The sequence below is a fragment of the Bradyrhizobium sp. SZCCHNR2028 genome (assembly GCF_032380995.1).
GTDB lineage: Bacteria > Pseudomonadota > Alphaproteobacteria > Rhizobiales > Xanthobacteraceae > Bradyrhizobium.
This window is the reverse complement of the sequence record NZ_JAUHJF010000005.1, coordinates 244,764-260,686: the sequence shown is the minus strand read 5'-3', so window position 1 is coordinate 260,686 and position 15,923 is coordinate 244,764. Positions and strand designations below refer to the sequence as shown.

Here is a 15,923-nt window from a genome sequence, read left to right as displayed (position 1 = left end):
AAAATCTGCACGGCATTTGACACAAGACGTGCAGTCCTCAGCCAGCCTTGCCCTCGTCTTGATCAGAGATCGGCGGGATTTGGACGTTGCACAGCATGTGCACTCTGGACCGCGGCTTGTGCCGATGCAGGTCTCTCAGGACCGATGCTTCGCGGCAACACTTTCGGCTGCGACGCCGCCCCAGGTGTGAACCACGGGCAGGCCGAGCGCAGTCTTGCCGAGATTGGCAAGGCAGATGCGCAGCGCCGCCAGATCGACCGGCTTCGGCAGACTCTGCAGGTCGATCCCGAGCGAGCGCGCGAGCAGCCGGGCCTCAATTCGCTTCGCCGCATCCATGCCGCTGATCACGATCACGGAACCGGCGAAGCGGGTATCTGCGATGACCTTGAGGACCTCGGTCCCGTCGCCATCCTCAAGCATGAGATCGAGCGTCACGCAGTCGAAGCGCTTGTTGCGCACCTCGCGGATCGCGTCGCTGCAGGTGGCCACGACCGTTACGGCATGGCCGGCCTGCTTGGCCGCCAGCGCGATCAGCGTCCGCTGCGCGGCGTCGTCGTCGACGACCAAGAGCTGCAACGCGCGCCGTTCGCCATCGTCCGCGCGCTCCGGCCGGCTGGGTGCAAGTTCCGAACTCATGACCGGCATTGGTCGTTCCTGGAAAATTTGACCGAGGTCATTGTCATACACGTCCGACCCTGCGGCGGCGTAAAGCGGTTCTCCGAAAAAAGGCCCCCGGCCTTAGGACTTGCGCAGGATCCAGGGCGACGCGTCTCCTCGTCGCTTCGCGCGCGGAAGCTTCCCGAGCGGTGGGCGCGCAATGCGCCGCGCTGCCGGAAGACGAATTAGTTGACGGTCGTTTCCTGGCCGGCGGAAGCGTTGCCACGCTTCTTCTTGTTCTTTCCCTTGATGAACTGGATGTCCATCTCCGAGCCGTTGACCCGGACCAACTCGCACCGGCGGTAGGCGAGCCCCGTCGAGGACAGCAGCAGAAAGAACTCCTTCAGGTTCAATCCCTGGATCGATCCTTCGACCGTCAGCACCGCGTCGTTGTCCGAGATGGCGTTGAGCTGGCAGTCCCTGCGCCAGGTCCCGTCGATGCCCATGATGCAAACATCGTAGCCGCGGCTGAAGGTGACGCGCTCCGTACCTTTGTTCTCGTCAGACATCTTCGCGTCCTGCTCTGTTGGGCTGCGGGAACATCTAGTTGCCCGCGGCCGCGATCCTGGGCATTCCCGGAGCGGGCGCCTTCGCCGCGGAAGCGATCCCGCTCGGGCGATACAGGCCACGCCGGTCCGTGAGCGGCTTGAACACGTCGGTGAGGCCGACGACGGTCTCGGCAGCACCGAGTACGAGGAAGCCGTCCGGCTCCATCTGCTTGGCGAGCCGGCCGAAGATGTTGATCTTGGTGTCCTGATCGAAATAGATCAGCACGTTGCGGCAGAACACGACGTCGAACGTGCCGAACTGGGAGAAGTCGTGCAGCAGATTGAGCTGCCGATGCTGGACCATGCCGCGCACGTCGGAATTGATCTGCCAGAGCTCGCCTGCCTGCTTGAAATATTTGACCAGAAGCTGGATCGGCAGCCCGCGCTGCACCTCGAACTGGCTGTAGAGACCCGCTTTCGACTTCTCGAGCACTTCCTGGGAGAGATCGGTGGCGATGATCTCGATGCGCCATCCACTGAGCGCAGATCCCATCTCCTTGAGCGACATCGCCAGCGAATACGGCTCCTGGCCGGTCGAGCACGCGGCGCACCAGATCCGGATCGACTTGCGATTGGCGCGGGCCTTGAGGAGCTCCGGCATGATCACGTCACGGAAGTGATCGAACGGGACCTTGTCGCGGAAGAAGAACGTCTCGTTGGTCGTCATCGCTTCGACGACCTGACTGATCAGGGCGCTCGACCCGTCCTTCAGCTTCTGGACGAGATCGCTGATGCTGGCGAGACCGGCCTTGCGCGCGAGCGGAAGCAGGCGGCTCTCGATCAGATATTGCTTGTCGGCAGACAGATCGAGACCCGATTTGTCTCGAAGCAGCTTGCGCAGGAACTCATAATCAGGCTGGTTCACGGACGGCCTCTTCTGGGCAGACGAAGGGATCAGGCGGATTCGGCTGACAGCGCCTGGATGAGACCGACTTCCTGGAATTTGGCGGCGACAATCTCTTTGTCGAACGGCTTCATGATGTATTCGTTGGCGCCAGCGTTCAGCGCGCGCGAAATATGATCGATGTCGTTCTCCGTGGTGCAGAACACCACCTTCGGGCCTTCGCCGCCCGGCAGCCGGCGCAGGCGCCCGAGGAAATCATAGCCGTCCATGACGGGCATGTTCCAGTCGAGCAGAATGGCGTCCGGCAGGCTCTTGGTGCAGATCTCGAGCGCCCGCTCGCCATCCTCCGCCTCGACGACGGAGAAGCCCAGCTCCTCCAGGATACGGCGTGCGATCTTGCGCACGACGCTGGAGTCATCCACGACCAGACAGCTCTTCATTGTTGTCTCCCCTATGGGACGGTTGACGGACTAGGCGGCGATTGCTGCCTTCGGCAGGAGCTCGAGCACGCGATCGACATCGAGGATGACCATCAGCTGACCGTCGAGGCGGTGCACGCCGCCGGCGAGCTTCGCCATGCGCGGGTCGAGATTGACCGGGTTCTCCTCCCGGCTCTCCTCGGGCAGCCGCAGCACCTCGCCGATCTGATCGATCAGGAGACCATAGGACTCGCCACGCAGATCGACGCCGACCGCCATCGGCGGCTTGCCGTCCTCGGCGCGGGCGAGGCCGAGCCGCGCCCGCATGTCGACGACGGTCACGATGCGGCCGCGCAGGTTGAGGACGCCGGCGATCTCCGCCGACGACAGCGGCACCCGCGTCACCCGCTCCGGCATGAACACGTCCTGCACCCGGGAGATGGGCAGGCCGAACAGCTGGCCGCCGATCATCGCAGTGACGTATTCGACGGCGGCGCCTTCGGTGGTTTCGATCTTGCTGCTCATCGCACGCTGCTCCTGTCCGCTTGCTGTCACGCGGCCCGCCGGTTGGCTTCGGCGCGCGCCCGTTCCTCGATCTGTTCCTTCAGCGCCGCGATCAGGCCGGGCCGGTCGAACTTGGCGATGTAGTCGTAGAGCCCGGCCTGGCGGCCGCGCTCGATCGCCGCCGGCGACACCAGCGACGACACCGCGATGACCGGCATCTGGTTCAGGTTCTGGTCGGCGCGGATCGCCTCGGTGAACTCGAAGCCGTTCATCTCCGGCATCTCGATGTCGGTGACGACGATGTCGAAGCTGTGCCCGGAACGCAGCGTGGCGAGGCCCTCGATCGCCGACGCCGCCGTGCGCACCTTGTAGCCGGCCGACTTCAACACCGGCGCCAGCATGTTGCGGAAGAACGGCGAGTCGTCGACCAAGAGCACCGACTGCGTCTGCGACTCGGTCGCCATCTCCTTGCGGATGAACCAGTCGGCGAACGCCATCGGCAGGAAGTGGCCGACGTCGATCACTTCCGTCGCCTGGCCCTTGATCACCGCCGAGCCGAGGATGCCGTCCTTGGCGCCGGAGACCTGGATGTTGAGCCGCTCCTCGACGATGTCGATGATCTCGTCGACCACGAGGCCCATCGCCCGGGTCTCGTCGGCGAACACCAGGATCGGCTGCGAGCCCGACGTCTGCACCGACACGCCTTCCATCTGCACCAAGGGCATCAGCTGGTCGCGGTACTGCACCATGTAGCGGCCGTTGGAGATCTCGATCTTGTCGGCCGCGATCTCCTCCAGGCGCGTGACCAGCGCCAGCGGCACCGCCTTGGGCTGCGCCGTGCCGGCGCGGAACACCAGCAGCGAGGTGAGCTGCTCGCCACCGATCGCGTGATGCGCGGCGTGTTCGTCGGATACCGCCTGCGAGGCCGAGCCGGCGGCGCCGAGCGCCTTGGCAATGCCGTTCGGATCGATGATCATGATCACGGCGCCGTCGCCCAGGATGGTGTTGCCCGAGAACATGTCGATGTGACGCAGCTTGGTCGACATCGGCTTGACCACGATTTCCTCGGTGTGGAACACGCAGTCGACCACGATGCCGAAGGTCTGGTTGCCGACCTGCGTCACCACGATGAAGCCGTTCTCCGGATCGGTCGACGAGCCGTCGTCGATCTTCAAGAGCTTCTTCAGATGCATCAGCGGCAGCAGCTTGTTGCGCAAGCGCAGCACCGCGGTGTCCTTGATGCGCTCGATGCGGTGCTCGGAGTTGGCGCGCGCGCGCACCAGCTCGACGACCGACAATTGCGGGATCGCGAAGCGGTCGCCACCGGCTTCGACGATCAGCGCCGAGACGATCGCGAGCGTCAGCGGGATCTTGATGGTGACCGAGGTGCCCTCGCCGAGCACCGACTTGATGTCGATGGTGCCGCCGATCTGGTCGATGTTGGTGCGCACCACGTCCATGCCGACGCCGCGGCCCGAGACCGAGGTGACGGCGGCCGCGGTCGAGAAGCCCGGCTCGAAGATGAACTTGTGGATCTGCGCTTCCGTCATCTTCTCGAGCTCGGCCTCGGTGACGAGGCCGTTCGCCAAGGCCTTGGCCTTGATGCGCTCGGTGTTGAGGCCGCGGCCGTTGTCGGCGATGCAGATGATGATGTGGCCGCCTTCATGATAGGCGGACAGCCGGATGGTGCCCTGCTCGGCCTTGCCGGCCGCGGCGCGCTCGGCCATCGTCTCCAGGCCGTGATCGGCGGAGTTGCGCACCATGTGGGTGAGCGGGTCCTTGATCAGGTCGAGCACCTGGCGGTCGAGTTCGGTGTCGGCGCCGTGCATCTCGAGCTCGATCTGCTTGCCGAGCTCGGTGGCGAGGTCGCGGACGATGCGCGGCAGCTTCTGCCAGGCATTGCCGATCGGCTGCATGCGCGTCTTCATGACGCCCTCCTGCAGCTCGGCGGTGACGTTGGACAGCCGCTGCAGCGGCACCTTGAACTCAGTGTCCTCGTTGCGGCGGGCGATCTCGAGCAGCTGGTTGCGGGTCAGCACCAGCTCCGAGACCATCGTCATCAGATGTTCGAGCGTGTCGACGTTGACGCGGATCGACTGGTTGGCGACCTTGTCGTTCTCGTGCACCTCGCCATCGGCATTGGCCTTGGCGCGCGCCGCCTTCTTCGGCGCCTCGGCCTTGGCCTCTGCTTCCGCCTTGGCAGGCCCGGCCTTGGCGACCGGCGCCGGGGCAGCGGCTTTGGGCTCAGGCGCCTTCTCATGCGCGGGCGGCAACTCGATCGCGGTCTCGCGGAAGGCGCGCTCGAGCTCGTCGAGCGACACTTCGCCCGGACGCAGCGGACGCTCCAGCGTCTGGTCGATCAGCGAGCCGTGCGTGACCGCGGGCGCGGCCGGCGCTGCAGGCGCAAGCGGTGGCGCGGTCTCGCCGGCTATCGCGATCGGCTCCGCCGACGCGGCCATTGCCGCCATGCCGCGCTCGACCATGGCTTCGAGCTCGCTGATGAGATCGCGGTCCTCGCCCTCGGGCTCGGCCTCGTTGGCCTCGAGCTGTCCGAGGATGTCCTTGATGCGGTCGATGGTGGTGAGGATCAGCGTCACGGCCTCGCCGGTGACCGGCATGCCGTCGCGGAACTTGCCCATCAGGGTCTCGGCGGCATGCGCCAGCGCTTCGAGCCGCGGCAGGCCGAGGAAGCCGCAGGTCCCCTTGATCGTGTGCACCAGCCGGAAGATGTTATCGAGGATCTTGGCGTTGTTCGGCTCCTGCTCGAACCGCACCAATTGATTATCGACGGTGTCCAGGCTCTCGCTGGTCTCCGTCAGGAACTCACGCAACAGGTCATCCATGAAACTGGCCTTCCAAGAATTGGCGCCGCGGTCACGGGGCGACCGCTGATCCCTGTCAGAGCAACGGTCGGTCCCAGCCTTCACCAGCCGCGCGGATCGATGCCCGGCCCTCGCTGACTGGGCTGAACAGACTTTCTGTCCGTGCCATCGTTAGGTGGGGCTTTTATCCGTCCCGTTAATTTTATTGTCCGTGCTAATACGGACGTAGCATCAACCTCTCAGGCTGCGGCGAGCCCGGCCCCTTCGGCGGCCGGAATGTCAAGGCATCGCTTCGGCCGGCGCGACTGCGCGATCCTCTCGCTCGATCAGCGCCCTGATCTCCTTCAGCGCCTTGTACAGCGCTCCTTCCGTGACATGGCGATCCACCGTCTCGGCTTGGCCGGCGGCTTCCGGAATCGCCCTGCGCAACTCGTTCATGCAGGCGAGATAGGACGCGCGATAGCGGATCGCGTCGTTCTTCAGGTACATTGTCTGGACGCAGAGATAGAGGCGCTTGGCCGGCGTATCGGCGGTCTCGGCGGTGACGGTGTCACGTTCGCGGAGTATAGGCGCGTCGCCTTCGACGATGAAGCGGGCGCGCGTGTTCGAATTCACGATGACGCTGTCGCCGATCACGATGCGCTCGAAAGGCTTCAGCTCGACCCGCAGGGGCATGGCCCAACTCTCCTCTCAGAAGGCTCCTCTCGGGAGTCTCCTCTCGGGAGCGGCGTCGTCGGCAGGCTGCATTCGCGTCGACACGACGTTGCTCTCGTGCTCGCTGTCCGGCTGATCCGGCGCCGCAGACGCCGAAGCCGAGCGACGTCAATCTTCGAATATTCTAGAGCCGAAAACGGCGGGGCAAGCCCCGCCGCCTCCGATGTTCGTGGGTGCCGCCCGCGCCTTAGCGCAGGAGCTGCAGCACGCTCGCCTGCGACTGGTTGGCGAGCGACAGCGCGGACACCGCGATCGACTGGCGGGTCGACAGCGCCTGGCTGTTGGCCGCTTCCTCGTTGGTGTCGGCCAGCGTCAGGTTCGACGAGCCGGTCTGCAGCACGTTGATCAGGTTCTTGTTGAAGTCCTGACGAACCTGCACGACCGAGAGGTTCGAACCCAGCGTGGAGGCCTCGTTGCGCAGCGTGGAGCTCGCCGAGTTGAGCACGCCGATGACCTTGTTCGCCGAGCTGTTGTCGAGGAAGTCGGTGCCCGAGGTCAACGTCGAGAGGCCGAGGCCCGCCGAGTTGAACGTGACACCAGTGATCGACAGCGTCGACTTGCCGGTTTCGTTGAAGGTCAGCTTCAGCGTGTCGCCGTTCAGCAGGTTGATGCCGTTGAACGAAGCGTCAGCAGCGGTCGTGTTGATCTGCGCCAGCACGTTGTTGTACTGCGAGACCAGGCTTGCGCGCTGCGTCTGCGCGGTCGCATCCGCCACCGGAGCCGCCGCCGTCAGACCATTGAAGGCCTGGCTGGCCGCAGCCGACGTACCACCGATCGCGCCGATCGTGGCCGAAGCCGCGTCGTTGGTCGTGGTGATCGAGATCTTGCCGGTGGACGAGTCGACCGTGGCCTGCAGGTTGTTGGCTGCGAGCTTGGCGTTGAGATCGTTCAGCGACTTGACCTGTCCTGTCCCTAGACCGAACGTGATGCTGGTCGCGGTGCCACCTCCTGTGGCGCCGACCGTCAAGGTCTGACCTGACAAGCCATCGCCGACGGCAGTCAGCCCGAGCTTGCCCAAGGTGCCGGTGCTGCCCGAGAGCGTCAATCCCGCCGCCGGAGGCGTCAGGGTGATCGCACCCGCGGTGATCGACGCGGTCACGCCGGTCTGGGTCTGGATCGCCGACAGCAGGTTGCTGACGCTGTCGCCGATGCCGATGTTGGTGCCGGACGAGGACGTGCCGGTGACGAAGGTGAAGGTGGTGCCGTTGACGACCAGCGTCTCACCGGAGGTGATGCCGGTGGCGAGGTTGTTCGACGCGGTGCCTGCCGTACCCGACAGCTTGGTCGAGCCGGTGATCGCCACCGCGCTCGAGGTGTTGTCGTTGTTCACGACCGAGCCGGTCACAGCCGTCGAGCTGGAGCCGAGCAGGTCGGTGGCGGTCGCGCCGGTCAGAGCCGCCGAGGTGACGCTGGACTTGGTGGAATAGCCCACGGAGCTCTGCAGCACCTGGTTGGCGATCGACTTGGCGCTGTCGACGAGCTTCTGCAGCGAGGTGATGCCGGTGTTGGCGGCCTGCAGCACCTGCACGCCGTTGCCGATGCCGTCGAGCAGATTGGAGATGTCGGAAGCGCGGTTGTCGAGACCCTGGGCGGTGAAGAAGTTGGTCGGATTGTCGAGCGCCGAGTTGACCTTCTTGCCCGTGGAGAGGTTGTTCTGCGTGGTGGCGAGGAGCTGAGCCGTCGACTGGAGCGAGAGCAGGTTCTGGCGAACCGACGCGGAGAGGACGATACCTGACATTGTCATTCCCTTCTGGATGAACATGAGTAAACATCGCCGCACCGTTCTGTCGGCGATGGCGCAGACTGATCCGCGGAATCCTACCCGTTCGTTAAATTGATCCCGGAACGGCCGCGCGCGGCGTCCGCCGCCGCCGTTAATCCTAATTGGCCGCTAATCAGTTCGATCAAATGCGCGCAGACCGCAGGGACTCGCGGTAAAGTGGCGCGCTGACACAACTTCGCGGTCGGCGTGCGCCGATGCGCGGTGCGACCGTTAAGGCAGCGCTAACTATGAGCTTGCGGAAGAGCGGCCGACTACGAGGGGACGCGGTCGGCGCGCGGGAGGACGATCTCGACGCCGGCGGTCCGGCCGCGCGGCTCCTTGAGCTCCAGACGTCCGTTCGAACGCCTGACGAAATCCTCGACCATGCGGATCTCCGAGAAGGCGGGATCGGCCGGAGAGGCATCCGCCGCGCTCACTGACGCCGTCAACACGATCAGCACGTCGGAGGAAATGCCGCCGGCACCCGAGGCGTCCGCACGCATGCGCCTTGCCTCGATGTCGATGCGGCCGCCATGCTCCAATCGATGTCGGGCCCCGATCGCAAGACACAGCAGTGCCGCCATCAGTTGCCCCGGATCGGCGAAGACGGCCGGCACGTCCGCGCCCACCGATGTCGTCACCTCGACCTCGGTGCCCAATGTCGGACGAAGCAGACGAGCGACGTCGATCAGGAGCTCGTTCAACTCCACCGCACATGGCAGCGGCGGCCGGCCTCTTGCGAACGACAGAAGCTGCGAGGTCAATCGAGCGCCACGAGTCGCAGCCTCGTCGATCAGACGCGCGACGGCCGCCAGTTCGGGCTTGTCCTCGACCGCTTCGGCGAGAATGTCGATGGTCCCCGTGATCACGGTGAGAATGTTGTTGAAGTCGTGCAGCAGGCCACCGGCAACCTGACCGACGATCGCCATTCCTGGGTGGATGTCCGGCGTCGCTGCGGCCGGAATGTCTACGCCCGCGCTTGGCAACGACTGGTTGGACCGCTGGTAGGTGGAAGAGGCCATGAATCCTGCATTACCTGTTGGGGGGGGAGGACGGCGGGGCTATCGGGACGCAAACGAACGGACGCCGCTGCAACGTTCAGCTTCGTCTTGGCGCTCAGTCTCATCGCTGACCATCGATCGCGCTCCAGCTGGATGCAGCATCAGGCGGACTCCTGCTCCTGCAATGACGACAACCTCGTCACCGCCAGTCGCAAAGCACCGGCCGATGCCTCCACTCGCGACGAGGGTTGCATCCGACAGAAAAAGATCCGTCAACGAATCAGCGCGCCTATTAGCGATTTTGGCTTCAAGATGTCCGCTGTCAATGCGGCCGCATGCTACGTGGTGTCCGTGCCCGCCGGAGCTGCGGCGGCCGGAGCAAGAAGGAGGCCCGCCGCAAGCGCGTTGCGCTGCTTTCACCAGCCGAGGCCGATGCGTGCCGACTGTATACAACAGCGCGCTATCAGATCAGCACATCGCACACATGTTGATGGCCAAATGCGCAACCGCGCATCCGCGCCCGTCTGCACGACAACGAGCACAGCAGGAACGAATGGCCTTTACTGGGAATATTACCCGTGATTCTTCTTGTCAGCGGATGGGACGCAGTTCTATGGAACCATGAGTGCATTGAGATCTGCGAGGCTCCGTTACTGCAATGCAGGAGATGGCTTTGGACCCCAGCTTGCGTTCTCCGAACGGCTTCCTGTCGTCACTGACCGACGATGACTTCGAGCTGATCCGACCCTATCTGCGGACCGTGGATCTGGTGCAAGACTCCATTCTCGCCGAGGTCGGCGAAAAGCTTTCGCGCATCTACTTTCCTCATCGCGGCGTCATCTCGCTGGTCGTGAACCTCGCGCGCGGAGAGCGCGTTCAGGTGGCGATGATCGGTCGCGATAGTCTCTTCGGAAGCATGTCCCTGCTCGCGGGCGGCGATCCGGTGGTGCTGAACAGCGCGGCGGTCCTCGTTCCCGGTGCAGCATCGGTCGTCGACATCGACAAGGTACGGGCGGCCGCCGAACAGAGCCCCTCGTTTCGCGCGCTGATGTTGCGCCACGCACTCGCCATCTACGTGCAGAGCCAGCAGACCGCCGGTTGCAACGCCGCCCACACCGTCGAGTCGCGTCTCGCCCGTTGCCTGCTGCAGACGCATGACCTTTCAGGCGGCAACAAGCTCTACATCACCCAGGAGGCCCTGGCGCAGATGATCGGCGCCCGGCGCAACAGCGTCTCGCTGGTGGCGAGCACGCTGCAGCAGGCGGACTTCATCCACTATAGCCGCGGCCATATCGAGATCATCGATCTGGACGGGCTGAAGAAGACGGCGTGCGAGTGCTACGGTACGGTGAAGGCCCACTACGAGAATCTGGTCCGGCCACGCAGCGTGCCGTGAGCAGGCGTCGTTCCGGCCCTCGCTCGTCGCGCGCCGTTGCCTCGCCGAGCGCCCTTGCCTCCGTACAACTACGGCCCGTGGCATGATCCCCATCGTCGGCACCGCTGGAATTAACGCGCTGTTCAACGGGCGCTGATAATTGTCGACGTGCTGACGAGCGCGAGTTCCAAGAGGCGTCGAATAATCTTCGTGCTGATATACCTCGCCCGTGTTCGGCTTTTGACCAAACGCGCGGAGTAATGACATGGCCTTTGATCTGTCGATGCCGATCCTGGTGGTCGATGACTACGCCACTATGATCCGGATCATCCGCAACCTGCTGAAGCAGCTCGGATTTGAGAACGTCGACGACGCCAGCGACGGATCGGCCGCGCTCTCGAAGATGCAGGCGAAGAAGTACGGTCTGGTGATCTCCGACTGGAACATGGAACCGATGACCGGCTACGACCTGCTGCGGGAGGTGCGGGCCAGCCCGGAGCTGTCGAAGACCCCGTTCATCATGATCACAGCCGAGTCGAAGACCGAAAACGTCATCGCCGCCAAGAAGGCCGGCGTGAGCAACTACATCGTCAAGCCGTTCAATGCGGCGACGCTCAAGACCAAGATGGAAGCCGTGTTCGGCCCGGCCGAATAGCCGAGCTCCCTGGGAATGTCCTGCGCGGCGGCCGGACCGGTGTTCGGCCGCTTTCTCTTTGGCGGGCGAACTCCGCGTGGTTGACGACGGCAGGACGCATACATCGCCGTGCCCTCCCCGTAGTCGTACGGAAACCAAAATTTACGAGGGGGTCAGAGCCGGCCGATAGACATAATCCTGCTTGCCGATGACCGCGTCAGGGTGGCAACGGGACAGGGAATTCATGCGCAACGACCTCCTCGTGATCGAAGATGCCGCCGTGCATCTGTCCATCTTGCGAAAGATCGCAGCACAGGCCGGCTTCAACACGACGGGCGTGAGCCCGGTCGACGCCGTCTCGATCGTCCTGCAGAAGAGGAACTTGGACTGCGTCATGCCGGACCTCTCGCTGGACAGCCGCCCCGGCACCGAGGTTCTCGAGCTGAACATAGATCCTCCCTTCTCGAAGCCGATCGATCTGATGCGGCTCCGGCAGACTCTGAAGCAGATCGCGCAGGAGACCGATTGCCGGCGGCTGGTCAGAGCGGCGGGCTGGTAGCAGGCGATGAGCAACAAGAAGCGCTTTCTGGGAGCGCCTGCAGCGATCGCGCTGATCCTCATCTGCGTCATTGCCGGCAGCAACCTGTTCTTCCTCACCAACCTGCGCGAGAACGCGCTTCAGCACGCCGAGGAAGATCTCAGCCGCCATAGCCTCACGCTTGCAGAGAACGCCGACCGCTCGGTGAAATCGGTCGACCTCGTGCTCACCAGCGTGCGCGACTACCTAGTGCGCGGCGGCGCCATCGACGCTGCAGCGTTTCGCAAGGTCGCGTCAGACCATCAGACCCACCTCCTGCTCAAGGAGAAAATCGCGGGACTGCCGCAGATCGATGCGGTGACGCTGATCGACGCACAAGGCGGGCTCCTGAACTTCTCGCGCTACTGGCCGATCCCGGACGTCAACATCGCCGACCGCGACTATTTCAAGGCGCTGAAGGCCGACCCTGCACTGCGGACCTTCCTCAGCACGCCGGTTCAGAATCGCGGCGACGGCACCTGGAACATCTATTTTGCCCGCCGGCTCGACGATTCCAATGGCGAGTTCATGGGCATGATGCTCGGCGCCATGTCCGTGCCCTATCTGGAGAACTTCTTCGGCTCCACCGCGCAGGGTCTCGATGCCGCGGTGTCGCTGATCCGCGAGGACGGTACGCTGCTCGCGCATTTTCCGCCCACGAGCGAGATCGGCAAGCCGACCTCCGGCTTCGGTCAGCGCGCACTGTCGGCCGGCGGCGTGCTGCGCGAACCCTCCGCACGAACCGGCGAGATGCGCCTGCGGGCGGCAAAGATGCTGCCGAACTATCCCGCGATGATCGTGGTGTCGGTGTTCGAGCACGACGTCCTGAAGGCCTGGCGCGACATGGCGACGCTTCTGGTCATCGTGTCCCTGGTGAGCGCGATGGCCGTGTTCGCGGCCGCCGTCCTGATCTCACGCTGGTGGGAACGCCACGAGCACCTGATCGAGGCCGCCGAGGCCGCGAACGCGGCGAAGTCCACTTTCGTCGCGATGATGAGCCACGAGATCCGCACGCCGATGAACGCGGTGCTCGGCCTCGCCACGACGCTGCTGGAGACCAATCTCGATCCCGAGCAGCGCCGCTCGGTGGTGGCGATCCACAATGCCGGCGACAATCTGCTCGAGATCCTCAACGACATTCTCGACTTCTCCAAGCTCGAATCCGGCCAGCTCTCGCTCGAGGACATCGCGTTCTCCGCCGAGGCCCTGGTCCACAACACGCTGAGCATCATCGGTCCGCGGGCTTCCGCCAAGGACCTGAAGCTGAGGAGCGTCAGCGACCCGGCGGTGCCGCCCGCGCTGGTCGGCGACGCCGGCCGCATTCGCCAGATCCTGCTCAACCTGGTGTCCAACGCGGTCAAGTTCACCTCGTCCGGCGAAGTGGTCGTCACGACGCGCTGCATCGAGAAGGATGACGAGAAGGCGACGGTGGAATGGACGGTGACCGACACCGGCATCGGCATTGCCGCCGACAAGATCGGCTCGCTGTTCGCGAACTTCGTCCAGGCCGACAATTCGATCAGCCGCCGGTTCGGCGGCTCCGGACTCGGGCTTGCGATCTGCAAGCGCCTGATCGAGCAGATGGGGGGTGACATCAAGGTCACCTCGACGCTGGGCAGCGGATCCACCTTCTCGTTCCGCCTGACGCTGCCGATTGCCGAGACCATCGCGGTGCCAGAGCAGAACGACGACGGCATCTACACCTCGCTGCAGAACCGGATCGCGGCGTTCGGCCGGCCGCTGCGCGTCCTCGTGGTCGACGACAATCCGACCAATCGCCTGGTCGCGACCAAGATGCTCAAGGATTTCGACATCCAGACCGACACGGCCTGCGACGGCGCCGAGGCCGTCACCGCCGCCAGCCGCTTCAACTACGACCTGATCCTGATGGACGTCCGCATGCCGGAGATGGACGGCTTCCAGGCAACCCGGACCATTCGCGCGCGAGGCGAGCGCCGTTCCAACGTGCCGATCATCGCCTTCACGGCGAACGCCTTCATGGAGGATATCCGGGCCTGCCGGGAAGCCGGGATGAACGACTTCGTCGTCAAGCCGGCCCGCAAGAAAGCGCTCGTGGAAGCCATCCTGCGCGTGCTGCCCCTGCCCGTGCCGGTGCTGGACACCGTGGCGTCAGACGCCCCGCTGGTGCCGGCCCAGCCGGATGCCAGGGCCGCCGACATTGCCACCGACACCGAAATTGCTCCCGAAGCCGCGCTCGACCGCGAAGCCTATGCCGAGCTGGTCGGCGAGATCGGAGACGAGGCCGCGCAGGAGATCCGCGACGTGTTCTTCAGCGAGACGGATGCGCGGCTGAAGCAGCTCCGCCAGCTGACGCTCGACGGCGAGCGCATCAAGATCGGCCGCGAGGCGCATTCGCTGAAGAGCGCAGCCGGAACCTTCGGCTACCGTCGGCTTGCGACCTACGCGCTCGCGCTGGAGAAGAGCGCGCCACGCCTGTCCGCCAAGGAGTATGCCGAGCTGCTCGACAACATCGAGGCCGCCTACGCCGCCGCCCGCGCCCAGGAGCTGCAATATTGAAGCGAGGGAGGCCGCAGGCCTCCATGGCGCAATCCGATCTGTGCGGCGTCTCGCACGCCGCACCGCCGCGACGGGCTCGGACGACCGAGATGGCAAACGAGACCTTCACGACGCGGATTCGCTGAATCCTGATCTTCATATTCCCTTACAATAAGTTGACGCCGTACTTCTACGGCTCACGATTTTCACAATCAACTAATCATGAGCTGCGAGACTCGGGGTCACATAGGAGATGTGTCCCATGTTTACTTTTGAAACCGCCGACCAGAAGGAAGTCAGGCGTTTCCGAATTGCGCAGTTCAACGGCCGGACCGCGACCGTGAAATCCGGCGGATCGACGATCACCGGCCACGTCCGTTCAGTCATGGAGAACGAAGCGAGCGTACCGCAGCGCTGGACCATTACGATCGTGCCGGCACCGCCCAAGGCGCAGGCGCCGCTGCGCCCGACCTCCCGGGTTCGCCCCTTCGCCGAGGATTATTTCTGACAGCACGGACGTCCGCGTCCCGCTCAGCGCGTTCGACCGAGCCGGTCGGACGCCGATCTTCATTGCCTGCAGCGCGGGGCACTGCGGGGGTCGAAAGCGCGAGCGCGGCATTCGCGCTCGTCCGCCGTCATCCGATCTGGTTGAGAAGTGCTGCGCGAACGAGTTCGGCTGTGTTGCGCGCGCCAACCTTGCGCATGGCCTCGGCGCGATGGCTCTCGAAGGTGCGGGGGCTGATGCCCATGCGCAAGGCGCCCTCCTTGTTCGAATGCCCCTCACTGATCAGCTTGAGGACCTCGTGTTCGCGCGGGGTCAGCGACTTGCTGGCCCGGCCGGGTGGTCGCGCGGGCGCCGTGCCCTGCTCGTGAGCCGGCACCGTCCGCGACAGCGGTCTTAACTGCCCGTGCGCGCCGGACATCTGGTTGACCAGGGCGCAGATCCGCTCGGTCTGCAGCAACGCGTTGTCGACGACCACCTGGACATGCCGGCGCTCGCCGGGCGTCCTGGCGATCTCGTCGCTGCGCTGCTTGATTTCCTCCATGTAGAGCATCAGGGCGGTGAGCGAACCGTTCAGCTGACGCGCCAAAGCGAGCGTGCCCTGGTCGTCGTGACGTCCCATCGCGAGCGGCGCAGATGTGCCGGAACGGGTCGCCAGGAGGTCCGGGTCGTTAACTCCTTGGCCGCCCGGAGCAGGTGCGGCGTGAGCGTCGGAAAGGCTGTTGTTCAGCTGTGCCATGCCTCATTCTGACGCGGCGGCAACTTTAACATGGTTAATTATGTCGTCCGTAGCAATACGGGATTTTCCCGACAACTCGTGCAACCGCCGCTAATTTTCCCAAAAGTTACAATCTGAAATGGTTAAGCCGGGCGTGATGCCGTGCTTCGGGAGACCCGTCCCCGGCGCGTGCCGCGACGCCTGTCCACGATGTCGTGCAATGCTACGATTGTTTACTGACATTAATTTCGCACCAACTGTTTCGTGCTTCGATGAGCTCCGTGCTCGTCCGTGGAGACGAGCGACCTTGACATATAGCTGACAGCCTG

General features: G+C 64.4%; 15 protein-coding genes. 5 read left to right on the top strand and 10 right to left on the bottom strand.

The window, feature by feature from the left end; all coding sequences use genetic code 11:
* Window positions 1–135: 135 nt before the first annotated feature.
* The 9 genes from QX121_RS11465 to QX121_RS11425 all read right to left on the bottom strand — a co-directional run bounded on the left by QX121_RS11465 (window position 136) and on the right by QX121_RS11425 (window position 9,292).
* Entirely contained in the window at window positions 136–645 is a 510-nt protein-coding gene (locus QX121_RS11465) for a response regulator (protein ID WP_315777233.1), read from the bottom strand.
* A gap of 197 nt (window positions 646–842) precedes the next feature.
* Window positions 843–1,166 (bottom strand): PilZ domain-containing protein, encoded by a 324-nt coding sequence (locus QX121_RS11460; protein WP_315740788.1) that lies wholly within the window; start codon window positions 1,164–1,166, stop codon window positions 843–845.
* Window positions 1,167–1,200: 34 nt separating this feature from the next.
* Window positions 1,201–2,070 (bottom strand): protein-glutamate O-methyltransferase CheR, encoded by an 870-nt coding sequence (locus tag QX121_RS11455; RefSeq protein ID WP_315811959.1) that lies wholly within the window; start codon window positions 2,068–2,070, stop codon window positions 1,201–1,203.
* A 29-nt stretch (window positions 2,071–2,099) separates the two neighbouring features.
* Window positions 2,100–2,489 carry a response regulator gene (locus QX121_RS11450; protein ID WP_315716971.1) on the bottom strand — a complete coding sequence of 130 codons (390 nt, stop codon included), beginning with the start codon at window positions 2,487–2,489 and terminating at the stop codon, window positions 2,100–2,102.
* A gap of 30 nt (window positions 2,490–2,519) precedes the next feature.
* Window positions 2,520–2,993 carry a chemotaxis protein CheW gene (locus QX121_RS11445; RefSeq protein WP_315740790.1) on the bottom strand — a complete coding sequence of 158 codons (474 nt, stop codon included), beginning with the start codon at window positions 2,991–2,993 and terminating at the stop codon, window positions 2,520–2,522.
* 26 nt (window positions 2,994–3,019) lie between these two features.
* Window positions 3,020–5,815: a hybrid sensor histidine kinase/response regulator gene (locus QX121_RS11440; protein WP_315775350.1), complete on the bottom strand. Its 2,796-nt coding sequence runs from the start codon at window positions 5,813–5,815 to the stop codon at window positions 3,020–3,022.
* 258 nt (window positions 5,816–6,073) lie between these two features.
* A complete protein-coding gene (flbT, locus tag QX121_RS11435) occupies window positions 6,074–6,469 on the bottom strand; it encodes a flagellar biosynthesis repressor FlbT (RefSeq protein WP_315740791.1) in 396 nt (131 codons plus the stop codon).
* Between the two features lie 226 nt (window positions 6,470–6,695).
* Window positions 6,696–8,246, bottom strand: coding sequence for a flagellin (locus QX121_RS11430; RefSeq protein ID WP_315811958.1), 1,551 nt, complete (start codon window positions 8,244–8,246; stop codon window positions 6,696–6,698).
* A gap of 296 nt (window positions 8,247–8,542) precedes the next feature.
* On the bottom strand, window positions 8,543–9,292 hold the full coding sequence (locus QX121_RS11425; RefSeq protein ID WP_315777236.1) for a histidine kinase dimerization/phospho-acceptor domain-containing protein: 750 nt from the start codon (window positions 9,290–9,292) through the stop codon (window positions 8,543–8,545).
* A 652-nt stretch (window positions 9,293–9,944) separates the two neighbouring features.
* Between QX121_RS11425 and QX121_RS11420 the strand changes: the two genes are divergently transcribed.
* The 5 genes from QX121_RS11420 to QX121_RS11400 all read left to right on the top strand — a co-directional run bounded on the left by QX121_RS11420 (window position 9,945) and on the right by QX121_RS11400 (window position 14,882).
* On the top strand, window positions 9,945–10,667 hold the full coding sequence (locus QX121_RS11420; RefSeq protein ID WP_315740838.1) for a Crp/Fnr family transcriptional regulator: 723 nt from the start codon (window positions 9,945–9,947) through the stop codon (window positions 10,665–10,667).
* Window positions 10,668–10,911: 244 nt separating this feature from the next.
* Window positions 10,912–11,301 (top strand): response regulator, encoded by a 390-nt coding sequence (locus QX121_RS11415; RefSeq protein WP_008968243.1) that lies wholly within the window; start codon window positions 10,912–10,914, stop codon window positions 11,299–11,301.
* A 223-nt stretch (window positions 11,302–11,524) separates the two neighbouring features.
* The gene (locus tag QX121_RS11410; protein WP_315812025.1) at window positions 11,525–11,839 is read left to right on the top strand and encodes a response regulator; all 315 of its coding nucleotides are present in this window, start codon (window positions 11,525–11,527) and stop codon (window positions 11,837–11,839) included.
* A gap of 6 nt (window positions 11,840–11,845) precedes the next feature.
* Window positions 11,846–14,395, top strand: coding sequence for a hybrid sensor histidine kinase/response regulator (locus QX121_RS11405; RefSeq protein WP_315811957.1), 2,550 nt, complete (start codon window positions 11,846–11,848; stop codon window positions 14,393–14,395).
* Between the two features lie 241 nt (window positions 14,396–14,636).
* Window positions 14,637–14,882, top strand: coding sequence for a hypothetical protein (locus tag QX121_RS11400; protein WP_315811956.1), 246 nt, complete (start codon window positions 14,637–14,639; stop codon window positions 14,880–14,882).
* Window positions 14,883–15,009: 127 nt separating this feature from the next.
* Here the strand turns inward: QX121_RS11400 and QX121_RS11395 are convergent, their stop codons facing one another.
* Window positions 15,010–15,615, bottom strand: a complete 606-nt coding sequence (locus QX121_RS11395; RefSeq protein WP_315777238.1) for a LuxR C-terminal-related transcriptional regulator — start codon at window positions 15,613–15,615, stop codon at window positions 15,010–15,012.
* Between the last annotated feature and the right edge of the window lie 308 nt (window positions 15,616–15,923).

What these genes read in the sequence shown, in the direction of transcription:
- QX121_RS11465 (WP_315777233.1), bottom strand. Translation starts at nt 645, where the DNA reads ATGCCGGTCATGAGTTCGGAACTTGCACCCAGCCGGCCGGAGCGCGCG.
- QX121_RS11460 (WP_315740788.1), bottom strand. Translation starts at nt 1,166, where the DNA reads ATGTCTGACGAGAACAAAGGTACGGAGCGCGTCACCTTCAGCCGCGGC.
- QX121_RS11450 (WP_315716971.1), bottom strand. Translation starts at nt 2,489, where the DNA reads ATGAAGAGCTGTCTGGTCGTGGATGACTCCAGCGTCGTGCGCAAGATC.
- QX121_RS11445 (WP_315740790.1), bottom strand. Translation starts at nt 2,993, where the DNA reads ATGAGCAGCAAGATCGAAACCACCGAAGGCGCCGCCGTCGAATACGTC.
- QX121_RS11440 (WP_315775350.1), bottom strand. Translation starts at nt 5,815, where the DNA reads ATGGATGACCTGTTGCGTGAGTTCCTGACGGAGACCAGCGAGAGCCTG.
- flbT (WP_315740791.1), bottom strand. Translation starts at nt 6,469, where the DNA reads ATGCCCCTGCGGGTCGAGCTGAAGCCTTTCGAGCGCATCGTGATCGGC.
- QX121_RS11430 (WP_315811958.1), bottom strand. Translation starts at nt 8,246, where the DNA reads ATGTCAGGTATCGTCCTCTCCGCGTCGGTTCGCCAGAACCTGCTCTCG.
- QX121_RS11425 (WP_315777236.1), bottom strand. Translation starts at nt 9,292, where the DNA reads ATGGCCTCTTCCACCTACCAGCGGTCCAACCAGTCGTTGCCAAGCGCG.
- QX121_RS11415 (WP_008968243.1), top strand. Translation starts at nt 10,912, where the DNA reads ATGGCCTTTGATCTGTCGATGCCGATCCTGGTGGTCGATGACTACGCC.
- QX121_RS11410 (WP_315812025.1), top strand. Translation starts at nt 11,525, where the DNA reads ATGCGCAACGACCTCCTCGTGATCGAAGATGCCGCCGTGCATCTGTCC.
- QX121_RS11405 (WP_315811957.1), top strand. Translation starts at nt 11,846, where the DNA reads ATGAGCAACAAGAAGCGCTTTCTGGGAGCGCCTGCAGCGATCGCGCTG.
- QX121_RS11400 (WP_315811956.1), top strand. Translation starts at nt 14,637, where the DNA reads ATGTTTACTTTTGAAACCGCCGACCAGAAGGAAGTCAGGCGTTTCCGA.
- QX121_RS11395 (WP_315777238.1), bottom strand. Translation starts at nt 15,615, where the DNA reads ATGGCACAGCTGAACAACAGCCTTTCCGACGCTCACGCCGCACCTGCT.